The 13,535-nt window shown below is 41.3% G+C and carries 10 protein-coding genes; 7 read left to right on the top strand and 3 right to left on the bottom strand.

Going from position 1 to position 13,535, the window contains the following annotated elements:
• Positions 1-14: 14 nt before the first annotated feature.
• Positions 15-578 carry a hypothetical protein gene (locus NLF99_RS15895; RefSeq protein ID WP_185213417.1) on the bottom strand — a complete coding sequence of 188 codons (564 nt, stop codon included), beginning with the start codon at positions 576-578 and terminating at the stop codon, positions 15-17.
• A gap of 481 nt (positions 579-1,059) precedes the next feature.
• Here NLF99_RS15895 and NLF99_RS15890 point away from each other — a divergent pair, with 481 nt between their 5' ends.
• From NLF99_RS15890 to NLF99_RS15860, 7 genes are all read left to right on the top strand, one after another.
• On the top strand, positions 1,060-1,782 hold the full coding sequence (locus NLF99_RS15890) for a CoA transferase subunit A (protein WP_254529512.1): 723 nt from the start codon (positions 1,060-1,062) through the stop codon (positions 1,780-1,782).
• Positions 1,775-2,953, top strand: coding sequence for a thiolase family protein (locus tag NLF99_RS15885; RefSeq protein WP_254529511.1), 1,179 nt, complete (start codon positions 1,775-1,777; stop codon positions 2,951-2,953). Before NLF99_RS15890 ends, NLF99_RS15885 begins: the two co-directional genes overlap by 8 nt.
• A gap of 3 nt (positions 2,954-2,956) precedes the next feature.
• Positions 2,957-3,586 (top strand): 3-oxoacid CoA-transferase subunit B, encoded by a 630-nt coding sequence (locus NLF99_RS15880; RefSeq protein WP_185213420.1) that lies wholly within the window; start codon positions 2,957-2,959, stop codon positions 3,584-3,586.
• A gap of 539 nt (positions 3,587-4,125) precedes the next feature.
• On the top strand, positions 4,126-5,199 hold the full coding sequence (gene rhaT, locus NLF99_RS15875) for an L-rhamnose/proton symporter RhaT (RefSeq protein WP_254529510.1): 1,074 nt from the start codon (positions 4,126-4,128) through the stop codon (positions 5,197-5,199).
• A 20-nt stretch (positions 5,200-5,219) separates the two neighbouring features.
• The gene (locus tag NLF99_RS15870) at positions 5,220-7,328 is read left to right on the top strand and encodes a bifunctional aldolase/short-chain dehydrogenase (RefSeq protein WP_254529509.1); all 2,109 of its coding nucleotides are present in this window, start codon (positions 5,220-5,222) and stop codon (positions 7,326-7,328) included.
• Between the two features lie 30 nt (positions 7,329-7,358).
• The gene (locus NLF99_RS15865; protein WP_254529508.1) at positions 7,359-8,633 is read left to right on the top strand and encodes a TIM barrel protein; all 1,275 of its coding nucleotides are present in this window, start codon (positions 7,359-7,361) and stop codon (positions 8,631-8,633) included.
• An 8-nt stretch (positions 8,634-8,641) separates the two neighbouring features.
• Complete coding sequence (locus tag NLF99_RS15860) at positions 8,642-9,997, top strand: FGGY-family carbohydrate kinase (RefSeq protein ID WP_254529507.1); 1,356 nt, start codon at positions 8,642-8,644, stop codon at positions 9,995-9,997.
• A gap of 150 nt (positions 9,998-10,147) precedes the next feature.
• Here NLF99_RS15860 and NLF99_RS15855 read toward each other — a convergent pair whose 3' ends face one another.
• A complete protein-coding gene (locus NLF99_RS15855) occupies positions 10,148-10,792 on the bottom strand; it encodes an outer membrane lipoprotein carrier protein LolA (protein ID WP_185213425.1) in 645 nt (214 codons plus the stop codon).
• Between the two features lie 3 nt (positions 10,793-10,795).
• Complete coding sequence (locus NLF99_RS15850) at positions 10,796-13,399, bottom strand: DNA translocase FtsK (protein ID WP_254529506.1); 2,604 nt, start codon at positions 13,397-13,399, stop codon at positions 10,796-10,798.
• Between the last annotated feature and the right edge of the window lie 136 nt (positions 13,400-13,535).

The following is a 13,535-nucleotide window of genomic DNA, read 5'->3' as shown; positions in this document are numbered from 1 at the left end:
TGTCTATTGTCTAATTAAGAATTTCTTTTCAACTGTTCATCCAATAGTTGACGTTTAAGAAGTTGTTCTCTTTCCATAGATTTTTTTCTAAGGGTCTGAAGTTCTTCCTGAAGTTCATCTACGGTATGTTTGCTTTCTTCAGTGTCAACTTTAGCTTTTCTGAAGGCCGCTAAAATTCCAAATAAAGCAATCGCTAGCACAATGATGATCACCCAAACCATGGTATGGTAAGAGCTCTTGGAAAATTGGATTCCAAGGAAAGAAATGCTGTCGGTTTTTTGTTGTTCAGTTTGTAAAGCAGCAGATAGGTTGGTTACAGAATCTTGTAGGCTCTGTAGGCTACCTTCGGTAGAAGACGCATCGCCTTTCAATCCGGAAATTTGCTTTTTATAAATGCTCAAGGAGTCTTTAACGTTTTGACGGATGATATCAAGATTTGTCTTTCTGATAATCTTAAAGTCCTTGTCCTGGTTTCTAGATTGCAAATTCAAATAGACGAATTGGCTGTCTAGAGGAGCCGTTTTCAGTTTTTGTTGTAGGGTTTGTCCAAATAGGGGTGAACTAAATGCCCAAAACATTAAAAAAAGTGATAATAATCGCATAGTTATAGGGTATATTTCTTGCTTTAAGAGTCAAGTTTAGCAATTTAATTAGAATTACAAAAGAAATTCTAAAAATTGATTCAATAATACACTAATCTATTTATTTGATTAACCTTAGGTTAACAATTATTTGTCTTTCCGATTAAATTGGGAGGGTTATTTTGTAATATCTAATCCAATTCCTGAAACTGTTTCATCATTTGTAAAATACCTTCTTGTTTACTGCTAAGTATTGAATAATACCCAACTCTGGTTTATAGAATGGTAAAAGTTCTTAATAATTAGAGGTTTAAGATAATTTCGTTAAATTTATCATGATTATAAACTTCAGGACATAAATAAATATTATACCAAAAAATATTTTATCAACTCATTGATTTTAAGATAATTATTTGGTTGTCCTAAGCTCTAAAAGATTTATTCATTCCCGAAAGGGAAAATAACGCAATGTACAGATATGATTAATAAAACAGTATCTAATGCACAGCAGGCTATTGAGGGGATTCAGGATGGCATGACCATCTCCTTGGGTGGTTTTGGGCTGTGTGGGATTCCTGAGAACCTGATTTCAGCTTTGTTGGAAAAGCGGGTCAAAGACCTTACTTGCATCAGTAACAATGCCGGGGTGGATGATTTCGGTTTGGGCCTGTTGCTGCAGAACAAGCAGATCAAGAAAATGATTGCATCCTATGTAGGGGAGAATGCTGAATTTGAAAGACAGATGTTGAGTGGTGAGCTGGAGGTAGACTTAGTTCCACAGGGAACTTTGGCCACGCGTTTAATGGCTGGGGGTTACGGACTGCCAGTTATTTATACCCCTGCGGGAGTGGGGACCGAAGTAGCGGAGGGAAAGGAAGTAAGAAGGTTTACCTTCCATGGAGTAGAGAAAGATTATCTAATGGAATATGCTTTTGAACCTGACTATGCTTTGGTAAAAGCATGGAAAGGGGATACCGCGGGCAACTTGGTTTATCGTGGTACGGCCCAGAATTTTAACCATGCAGTCGCCATGTGTGGCAAGATCACCATCGCAGAAGTGGAAGAATTAGTGGAGGTCGGCGAGTTGGATCCTAACCATATCCATACCCCTGGCATATTTGTAAACAAGATATTCCAAGGTGCGAAGTATGAAAAAAGAATCGAACAAAGAACAGTAAGAAATAGAGAAGATAATGCGTAAAAAAGTATATATCGTTGCTGCCAAGAGGACAGCAATGGGAAGTTTCGGGTCATCCCTGGCCACCGTTTCCTCCACTGAGTTGGGGGCTACGGTCATCAAAGCTGTAATGGACGAAATTAAATTGGAGAAGCACCATGTGGATGAAGTCTATATGGGTTCCGTTCTCCAGGCGAATCTGGGACAGGCACCTGCCAGGCAAGCTTCAAAATTTGCCGGTTTACCCGACCATGTACCTGCCACAACCATCAATAAGGTCTGTGCAAGTGGTATGAAAGCGATTTCAATTGGCGTGCAGCAAATTCTATTAGGTGATGCCCAAGTGGTGATCGCTGGAGGAATGGAGAATATGAGCCAAGTTCCTTTTTATGATACAGCAGCTAGATGGGGTGCTAAATATGGCGATCAGAAATTAACAGATGGCATCCAAAAAGATGGACTAACGGATGTTTATTCGGATAAGGCCATGGGGAATTGTGGTGAACTCTGTGCGGAAAAATATGAGATCAGTAGAGCGGATCAAGATGAATATGCCATTCAATCCTATACCCGCAGTAAGATTGCCTGGGAGACGGGGAAATTCAAGAATGAAGTGGTTCCTGTAGAGGTAAAATCTAGAAAGGGTTCCGTCATGGTTGATGAAGATGAGGAATTCAAGAATATCAACTTTGAAAAGGTCAGTCAATTGAAGACATCCTTTAAAACCGATGGAACGATCACGGCTGCCAATGCATCGACTTTAAGCGATGGAGCTGCTGCGGTGATCTTGATGAGTGAAGAAAAAGTAAATGAGCTTGGCGTTAAGCCCTTGGCAGAGGTGATTGCGTATGCAGATGCGGAACAATCTCCGGAATGGTTTACCACCACACCAACAGCCGCTACCCAGAAAGTATTGCAAAAGGTCGGACTTACAGTGGATGATATCGATTATTTTGAATTTAACGAGGCCTTTTCGGTTGTTGCCTTGGCCAATGCCAAGCTATTGGACATTTCAGAAGACCAGATGAACGTTTACGGTGGTGCAGTCTCATTGGGGCATCCATTGGGTTGTTCCGGTGCTCGGATCATCGTGACTTTAACCAGTGTTTTACATCAGGAAAATGGTCAGTTAGGACTTGCCGCAATCTGTAATGGAGGCGGTGGGGCAAGTGCCATGATCCTTAAAAAGATTTAACCTATGTTGGACAAATTTGGAATAGCAAAACGAATTGCTAAGGAGATAAAGGACGGCTATTATGTCAACCTGGGGATTGGAATCCCGACCTTGGTTGCCAATTATATCCCCGACAATATCAATGTAGTTCTGCAAAGTGAGAATGGTTTGTTGGGTATGGGACCTTTCCCATTTGAAGGTGAAGAAGATGCAGACTATATCAATGCCGGAAAACAGACTATCACGACCTTACCGGGCTCAGCCTTCTTTGATTCGGCCATGAGCTTTGGAATGATCCGATCCCGAAAGATTGACCTGACTATCCTAGGTGCCATGGAGGTTTCGGAGAATGGTGATATCGCCAACTGGAAGATTCCCGGTAAAATGGTAAAAGGAATGGGTGGAGCCATGGATCTAGTGGCAAGTGCTGAAAATATCATTGTGGCCATGCAACATGTCAACAAAGCTGGCGAGTCTAAACTGCTGCCGAGTTGTACATTGCCCTTGACGGGTGTGAAATGCGTTAAGAAGATCGTCACGGAATTAGGCGTATTTGAAGTGTTGCCAACTGGCGGATTTAAGGTACTAGAACTCCATGATGGCGTATCCTTGGATATGGTAAAACAAAGTACCGCAGGTAAACTTTTTTATTAGAATAATGTCATAGATGAACGTCTATGACATTATTCTAAGACATAAGACAATAGACACAAGACAATAGACCGTTCAGCGCGCTAGGTCTTGTGTCTGTTTTTTTTAAAGTTTTTGTCATCCTGGACCGAAGGTTCAGGAACTGTACGGCAATACAGCCCGTTAAATCAGTAAAACCTTATTTATGCAATATTCCGATAAGTTTCAATCCTTTCGGCAGACGGTCTGATCTTGGTCCATCCTCTCATCCCTTCCATCCTGGTTCAAAACGTATGTATCTGAAACACTCCTCCCAATTTCGGTTAAGATTATATCATTTAATTTGTTATTAGATAGATTGGCTGCTGTATTATGATTATTGTATAAAATGTTTTTACAGTACAAAATCTGAAAAAACATTAACCTTTTTAATCTTTTATTTAAAGTTTCAGTGAAGATATGTGACTTAAGTTACATACAGCATGACAGTGCATAACAGTTGAATGAAAGAAATAAAATATCTTCGGAATAACTTAAAAACCTAAATCACTTTTTGATCACGTATGAATGCATTAGCAGGAGTAATATTTCATTTTATTGGTGGCTTTGCGTCTGGTAGTTTTTACGTTCCGTTTAAGAAAGTAAAGGGCTGGTCTTGGGAGGCAATGTGGATTTTAGGTGGTTTGTTCTCTTGGATCATTGTTCCTCCGATTGCAGCATGGCTGACAATTCCCAATTTTTGGGATATCATCAGCAATACAGGAAACCATATTTTAGGATATACTTTTCTGTTTGGTATATTATGGGGAATAGGAGGGTTGACCTATGGTCTAGGGGTGAGATATTTAGGGGTTTCCTTGGGGAGCAGTGTGATTCTGGGACTGAGTATGGTCTTTGGTTCCCTGATGCCGGCCATATATTATTTCTTCAATAGGACCGAGGGGAAGCATGGCATTGATTATTTCTTTACGGAGAACGCTGGAATCTGTGTGATGGTTGGCCTGTTGGTCTGTGTGGTTGGGATCTATTTATGTGGGAAGGCAGGTGTGCTAAAGGAAAGAAGTTTGGGAGCCTTGGGATCAGAAGCGAAGGCAGACTATAATTTTGGGTTAGGGATCATTGTCGCTATCGTATCTGGGGTTTTGAGTGCCTGTTTTAATTTTGGAATAGAATCCGGCAAACCCATGGCAGAAGTTGCCAATAATTTATGGAAGTCTGCCCATCCAGGTCAAGGTGAGTTTTTATACCAAAACAATGTAACCTATATCGTAATCCTCTGGGGTGGATTCAGCACAAATTTTTTATGGTGCCTGTACCTATTGATCAAGAACCATTCGTTTGTAGATTATACGAAAAGGGATACGCCAATTGGAAAGAATTTTTTGCTCTGTGCCATAGCCGGGACGACTTGGTACCTGCAGTTCTTTTTCTATGGGATGGGCGAAAGTAGATTGGGCAATGGTGCGAGTTCATGGATCCTGCACATGGCCTTTATCATTTTGATTTCCAATGCTTGGGGAATTGCCCTCAAAGAATGGAAAGGAGTTAGTAAACCAACATATACAGCGATCATAGCTGGAATAGCCACTATCATTCTGTCGATTTGTATAGTGGGATTTGCGAAAACATTAGAATAATAAACTAAATACATATAACTGTGAGAACATACAAACACGTTAATTATTTATGGGACGATGAGTACGCTCAACAGCTTGCGGGTGATGAGGTAGCTCTGTTATTATACCGTTCTAACATTTTAGGATCGGATTTAAGGATTACCAATTACGGCGGAGGAAATACCTCTTGCAAGGTAATGGATAAAGACCCCTTGACCGGAGAGGAAGTAGAGGTTATGTGGATCAAAGGTTCAGGAGGGGATATAGGAACATTGAAGAAGTCCGGACTAGCTGCTTTATATGTAGATAGGCTACGGGATCTTGAAAAAGTGTACCGAGGGATAGAACATGAAGATGAGATGGTTGAACTGTTCAATCACTGCATTTTTGATCTAGCGTCGAAAGCACCTTCAATCGATACCCCATTACATGGATTTTTACCATTCAAACATATTGATCATCTTCACCCCGATGCAGCGATTGCCATCGCGGCAGCCAAGGATGGCAAGAAAATTACCCATGAGCTCTTTAACGGGACCATTGGTTGGGTGGATTGGCAAAAACCAGGCTTTGACCTTGGATTGCAATTGCGTGAATGTCTGGAAGAAAATCCGGGCATCCGCGGCATCATGTTGGGTTCCCATGGTCTATTTACCTGGGGCGACAATGCAAAGGATTGCTATATCAATTCCTTGGATGTGATTGAAGCTTGTGCGAATTACCTGGAAGAAAACTACGGTAAGAACAGAGCAATATTTGGGGGGCAGAAAGTAGAAAGTCTGGATCCTAAAGGAAGACAAGTACAGGCGGCTAAAATAGCGCCTATTTTAAGAGGGTTCTGTTCCAGTGAACGCCACATGATTGGTCATTTCACAGATGACCACCGTGTACTGGAATACATCAACTCCAATGATCTGGAGAAATTGGCACCATTAGGTACCAGCTGTCCAGATCATTTCTTGAGAACCAAGATACAGCCATTGATCCTGAACCTGGACAAAGATGAGGACTTGAATGATGTAAAAGCATTGAAGGAGAAACTTGCTCCCCTGTTTGAGGATTATAGGGCCATGTATACGGAATATTATGAAACCTGTAAACACCCGAACAGCCCAGCGATCAGGGATAGAAATCCGGTGATCATCATTTATCCGGGTGTAGGGATGTTTGCCTTTGCGAAAGACAAACAAACAGCAAGGGTAGCAGCGGAGTTCTATACCAATGCGATCAATGTGATGAAAGGTTCAGAGGCGGTAAGTGAATATACATCCTTGCCTAGACAAGAAGCTTTCAATATTGAATATTGGCTGCTTGAGGAAGCTAAATTACAGCGTATGCCGAAACCGAAAGCCTTATCGGGAAGGATTGCCTTGGTGACAGGTAGTGCCGGCGGTATAGGCAAGGCTATAGCCAAGAAATTTGCAGAAGAAGGTGCTGTCATTGTACTGAATGACTTAAATGCTGAACGATTGGCTGGTGCAAAAAAAGAATTTGAAGCTGCTTTTGGAAATGACAATGTAGTCTCTGTACCTTTAGATGTAACCAATGAAGAGCAGATCAAAGTCGCATTTGAAAAAGCATGTTTAAATTACGCAGGTATTGACATCGTAGTAAACAATGCTGGGCTATCGATTTCAAAAACCATTGAGGACCATAGTACAAAGGATCTTGATCTATTATACGATGTGTTGGTGAAGGGACAGTTTTATGTCACTCAACAAGCTGTACATGTCATGAAAGCTCAAGGAGTAGGCGGGGATATCCTCAATATTGTGAGTAAGAATGCGTTGGTAAGTGGACCAAACAATGCCGGATATGGCAGTGCCAAGGCCAGCCAATTACACCTTAGTCGCTTAAATGCCGCAGAGTTAGGTCCAGACAAGATCAGGGTCAACGTGGTAAATCCAGATGCGGTTATTTCGGACAGTAATATCTGGGCCGGAGGATGGGCCGAAGGAAGAGCAAAAGCCTATGGTATATCTGTTGAAGAGTTGCCGGCTTTCTATGCGAAACGAACTTTATTAAATGAGGTGATCTTGCCGGAAGATATTGCCAATGCATGTTTTGCCTTTGTTGGCGGTCTGTTGAACAAATCAACAGGGAATGTACTGAATGTAGATGGTGGAGTTGCCATGGCCTTTGTGAGATAAGGGCCGTTTCAATAACATAAAGCAGATACGATGAGAATTGCGAAAGAACAGATTGAAGAGCACAATAGGAAATTGGAAAGTAGGCATCAGCGTGCTTTCCAATTTCTGAAAGAAGATATTCAAGGGATTGAAGCTATTGTATCGAAGCTTGAAAAGTTTCAGGTTGCCATTCCTAGTTGGGCTCTGGGAACGGGAGGTACCCGTTTCGGGAGGTTTAGTGGTAAGGGTGAGCCTGGGACTTTGGAGGAAAAGATTGAGGACGTAGGTTTATTACATGCCTTAAATCGGTCAAGTGGTGCCATTTCATTGCATATTCCTTGGGATATCCCTCAAGATTCCCAAAAGATCAGGGATCTGGCAGCTTCCTTTGACCTAAAATTTGATGCGGTAAATTCCAATACCTTTCAGGACCAGAAAGGTCAAGCATTAAGCTATAAGCATGGCTCTTTGCAGCATGTGGATCCGAAGGTCAGGAAACAGGCTGTTGCCCATAATAAAGAGGTTATTGACCATGGAATAGCGTTAGGGTCGAAGGCGCTGACAGTATGGTTGGCGGATGGTTCATCCTTTCCAGGTCAATTGAACTTTCGGGAAGCTTTTCAAAATACCTTGGAAAGTCTGAAAGAGATCTATGCCCATCTGCCGGCGGATTGGAAATTGTTTGTGGAGTATAAAGCCTTTGAACCTTTCTTTTATTCGATGACCATTGGAGATTGGGGGCAATCTTTGCTATTGGCTACAAAGTTGGGACCTAAGGCATATACGCTGGTTGATCTGGGCCATCATCTTCCTAATGCCAATATTGAGCAGATTGTTTCTTTATTGCTGATGGAAGGAAAATTAGGTGGTTTCCATTTCAATGATAGTAAATATGCTGATGATGACCTCACTGCTGGGGCAATTAAGCCTTACCAACTCTTCTTGATCTTCAGTGAGTTGGTGGAGGGTATGGATGCCCGAGGGATGGACCATGTCAGTGATTTAGGTTGGATGATCGATGCTTCGCATAACTTGAAAGATCCATTGATTGATTTATTGCAATCCGTTGAAGCAATCTTGATTGCCTATGCGCAAGCGCTTTTGGTAGACCGAGAAGCATTGAAAGCGGCTCAACAAAATAATGATATCGTTAAAGCACAGAACATCTTGCAGGACGCATTCCGCACAGATGTCCGACCGATAGTAGCTGAAGCAAGATTACGGTCTGGAGCTGCATTGGATCCACTACAAATGTTCGATGAACTAGCTGTTAGGGATCAATTAGTGAAAGAAAGAGGTGAAAATTCAGTTGCTACGGGATTATAAAAAAATAAATGGGACAAAAAGAACGTATACCTGTTGTTGCCATTTTTGATGTTGGCAAAACGAACAAAAAATTGTTCTTATTTGATGAACATTATCAGATCGTCTTTGAAAAATCAGCACGTTTTTTAGAAACGGTCGATGAGGATGGAGATCCATGTGAAAATATTGAAAGCTTGAGGCTTTCCGTGTTTGATTCGCTACATGAGATTTTCCGTAAAACAGAATTTGAAGTTAAAGCAATCAACTTTACTTCCTATGGAGCAAGCTTTGTTCTGATCAAAGAGGATGGACAACCGCTGACTCCACTGTACAATTATTTGAAAGCCTATCCCCAGGAACTGAAAGACGAACTCCATAATCAATACGGGGGTTTGGAAAAATTCAGTTTAGATACGGCATCGCCAGATTTAGGGAGTTTAAACTCCGGTCTGCAATTGTTTCGGGTGAAGAAAGAAAGGCCTCAGGTCTTCAAAGAGATCCATTGTGCACTGCATCTGCCACAATACCTCAGTTTCTTGCTTTCTGGCAAGCTCTATTCGGATAAGACGAGCATTGGCTGCCATACAGCTCTTTGGGATTACCATAAGCAGGATTATCACCAATGGGTAAAGGATAATGGCATTGATGAAAAATTGGCTCCGGTAGTGGAAGCGGATGAAGTGTTCTCAGCAAATTTTCCGGGAAGTACTTTTGTGATCGGTTCTGGCCTTCATGATAGTTCATCGGCCTTGATTCCGTACCTGTTGAATTTTCATGAGCCATTCGTTTTGATCTCTACAGGAACCTGGTGTATCTCTTTGAATCCCTTCAACCATAGTCCACTGACTAAATCAGAGTTGGAGCAGGATTGTTTATTTTACCTGTCTTATGCAGGTGATCCTGTCAAAGCTTCGCGACTGTTTGCAGGACATGAACATGATGTGCAATCCAAACGAATTGCAGATCATTTTGCTGTTACGACAGCAAAATTCAGGAATATGGATATTGATTGGAATTTAATAGAGGCCTTAAAAAAGAAAGAGACTTCGGATGAATTGGATGCCTTCTCAAAACTGGATCTAAATCAATTTAAGGACTATAAAGAGGCCTACCATTCCTTTATGTTGCACCTGGTGAAGGCGCAGGTACGATCGACCAATTTGATCATGGATCAAGGAAAGATCAGTAGGGTCTTTGTGGATGGAGGATTCAGCAAGAATTCTATCTATATGAACCTGTTGGCCAAGGAGTATCCGCAGGTAGAAGTTTATGCTGCATCTATGGCGCAGGCCACGGCTGTAGGAGCAGCCCTAGCCATTCATGAACATTGGAATACCTTGCCTGTACCAAATGACCTGATCGAGCTGCGGTTCTTTCGGGCATAGTTTAGAATTTTCATTATAATTTTTTAGAATAAGTATAAGAAGGCCTCAGCAATGAGGCTTTTTTATTTTTGCGATGGTTGGGGGCTTATGCAGCAAAAAGGCGAGCAACCTAGGGTTGACTCGCCTTTTTTATATGAAATGTTTGGTTTCTTAACGTAAATCTACGACTTCAAATCCTGGGTAATTTCCTTTGTTAAATTGGAAAGTCGAACCAGCAATTGGGCTGTTGACATACAGGCCGTTAATGGTATAAGTATACTTAGCGCCAGATTTGTCAAAGATGGTTACATCATGGATATGCTTGTTCTTGTTGATGCGGACCTGGATCTTGGAATAATTACTCTTTGCATCCTCAGGAGTCAAGTCAATTGCGGTCAACTTTCCAGCAGCAGCATCTGACTGATTGGAAGAACTTCCATATTTATATCCTGATTTATAGAAGGTGAAAATATTGTTGGGTCCAATGGATTGTCCAGAATTGTCAGCTTCAGAAACCTGAACTTCTTTATCTTCCTTAAGAACGGACCAAGTGGATTTGCCATCAGAAATCAGGTCCTGTGTAGGCAATGAAATCTTATACTGATTGGAAGGTTTGTTCAGGAACAATTTTCCTTTGTCGGTATAGTTCTCGCCATTCGCCTGCGTAGCTTTAAAAGTGAATTCGGATTGAATGGTTTTGTAGCCATCATATTTTTGGGACACTTCATCCAAGATTTTCTTGGTTGAACCATTTTGTCCGAAAGCTAATGTTGCACTAAATAGGGCAACAAATACATAGATAAATCTCATCATCATTAATTAATCTTTTCTTAATGTTTCCAAATATTGTTCCAATGAGTATTCATCGGGATAGAGCACCTCGCGTGCTTTACTTCCTTCAAAAGGACCTACAATACCTGCAGCTTCCAATTGATCGATGATCCTACCAGCGCGGTTATAACCTAATTTTAATTTGCGCTGAATCAATGATGTTGAGCCTTGTTGATGCATGACGATCAGCCTTGCAGCTTCTTCAAACAACTGGTCTCTATCGGACATGTCGAAATCCGCTAAGCCGGAACCTTCACCATTTTCATCAATGTACTCTGGTAATAGGTGGGCGGATGGATAACCACGTTGCGATCCGATGAAATCAGAAATCTGATCCACCTCAGGTGTATCGACAAAGGCACATTGGATACGGATAAGGTCACTACCTGTTGCAAGCAACATGTCACCACGACCAATTAATTGGTCGGCACCGCCACTGTCCAAGATGGTCCTTGAGTCGGTTTTCGAAAGTACCCTGAAAGCAAGTCGAGCTGGGAAGTTAGCTTTGATGGTACCTGTAATGATATTCACGGAAGGTCTTTGTGTTGCAATGACCAAGTGGATACCCACGGCACGGGCTAACTGAGCAAGACGAGCAATAGGAGTTTCTACTTCCTTACCGGCAGTCATGATCAAATCGGCAAACTCATCAATTATAAGAACTATAAATGGTAAGAATCGATGACCCTCCTCAGGGTTTAATCGACGATTGATAAATTTTGCATTATATTCCTTTAAATTCCTTACCTGTGCATTTTTTAATAGGTCATAACGTTGATCCATTTCAATACAAAGGGAATTTAAGGTGTTGATTACTTTTTTCGTGTCGGTGATGATTGGTTCATCCTCATTAGGCAGTTTTGCCAAGAAATGTCTTTCGATTTTCTTGAATAAGGATAACTCTACTTTCTTAGGGTCGACCAGGACAAACTTTAACTCGGCTGGATGCTTCTTGTAAAGCAACGAAGTTAAAATCGCATTGATACCAACCGATTTACCCTGGCCTGTTGCACCCGCTACCAATAAGTGCGGCATTTTTGCCAAATCGGCAATATATACCTCATTGGAAATGGTTTTTCCTAAAGCGATAGGTAAGTCCATATCTGACTTCTGGAATTTCTCGGTGGTCAAGATAGAACGCATCGATACCATTTCAGGCGTGGAGCTTGGTACCTCAATACCAATCGTTCCTTTACCCGGCATTGGTGCAATGATACGGATACCCAAGGCTGCTAAACTAAGGGCAATATCATCCTCCAAATTCTTGATTTTAGAAATACGAACGCCCGGTTTTGGGATGATTTCATATAAGGTCACCGTTGGTCCGATGGTCGCTTTGATATGTTCGATTTCAATGCTGTAGTTCCTAAGCGTTTCAACAATTCTGTTTTTGTTGGCTTCAAGCTCCTGTTGGTTGATCGTGATTTTACCGGAGCCATAATCTTTCAATAGATCTAAACCGGGGTATTGGTATCCTGAAAGGTCGAGTTTAGGATCATATTCACCAAATTTCTCCACTAAGTCATTGGCTGAAATCGGTTTTTCTTCAATGACTCTTTCCACAGTAAGAGCAGGTTCTGCAACCTCTTCAGATTTCTTTACTGGAGCAGGAGGGGGATCAATGCTGAGCTCGATTTCTTTTTCCTGGTTCTCAACAAAGTTTGTGTTGGGCTTGATAGCATTCACATTCAATGGAAGAGATACCGAATTGTCCTCTTCTTTGTTGGACGTGAAATCTACACTGCCAATTTCTTCTTCTTCCTCATCAGGTACAGCATAGGTATCCGTAGCGATGTTTTGCTGTGTATTGGCCTTGATCTTATTGTTGACCGTGGTATAATTTTGATCATCTTCTTCAAATTCTTCATCCTCGTCTTCCAATTGTTTTTTGGAGGACTGGAATGAGAATCTTAAGTCGTAGTTGTACAGCAATACCAAGGCTGTCAAGAAAATAAATACGAGCAAGCCGCCTGTCCCTACGGTTCCGATTTGATTTTTTAGGATCTGGTTGGTCCAGAAACCAAATTTACCTTCAAGGATATGGGGTGTATTGGATATAAAATCTTGGGCGAAACCAAGGGTAATTGACAAGAGGATAATAGCTACAAGGGAGTAGATCACGGTTTTCCAAACAGGAAGGATCGATCTTTTGTAAAGGAACTTGTAACCGATAACAAATAAGACCAAAATAAATAGAAAGGAAGCGACGCCAAACCACTCATAGATAAATTGATTGGCTAATAGGGCTCCGAACTTTCCGAGTTTATTCTGAACGATTGGTGTTTCAATGGTTTCATCATGGATTTCTTCGGTAGTTTGCATCAAAGTGCTCCATCCGCCATTGCTTTGGGCGATGTAGCTTTGGTCAGATTGCCAAGTGAACAAATAGGAAACAAATGCAACGGTGAATAGACCAGCGAGCAAAAGAAGAAATAAGCCTAATATTTTTAGAGCCTTTCTCTGACCTTCCGAAAAGTTGAATTGGTCAAAAGACTTGGTTTTTGCTCTTTTTTGATAGGAAATAGTAGTGTTCTTCGTCTTCTTAGTCCCAGTGCTACCACTACCGTTTTTAAATGTATTTAATTTAGCCATTAATTATGACGTGATTTACGTTAGTACAAACTTAAAAAAAACTTTTAGGATTCCATTGTGTAGGTCATAACACAACATGGTATCATGTCATGTTAAAAACAATTGAAATCGACAAAGCTAATGCATAAATAGTTCA

The organism is Sphingobacterium sp. LZ11T8 (assembly GCF_024261425.1).
Taxonomy (GTDB): domain Bacteria; phylum Bacteroidota; class Bacteroidia; order Sphingobacteriales; family Sphingobacteriaceae; genus Sphingobacterium.
Note: the sequence above shows the minus strand (reverse complement) of the source record. Positions and strands in the feature narration are given on the sequence as shown.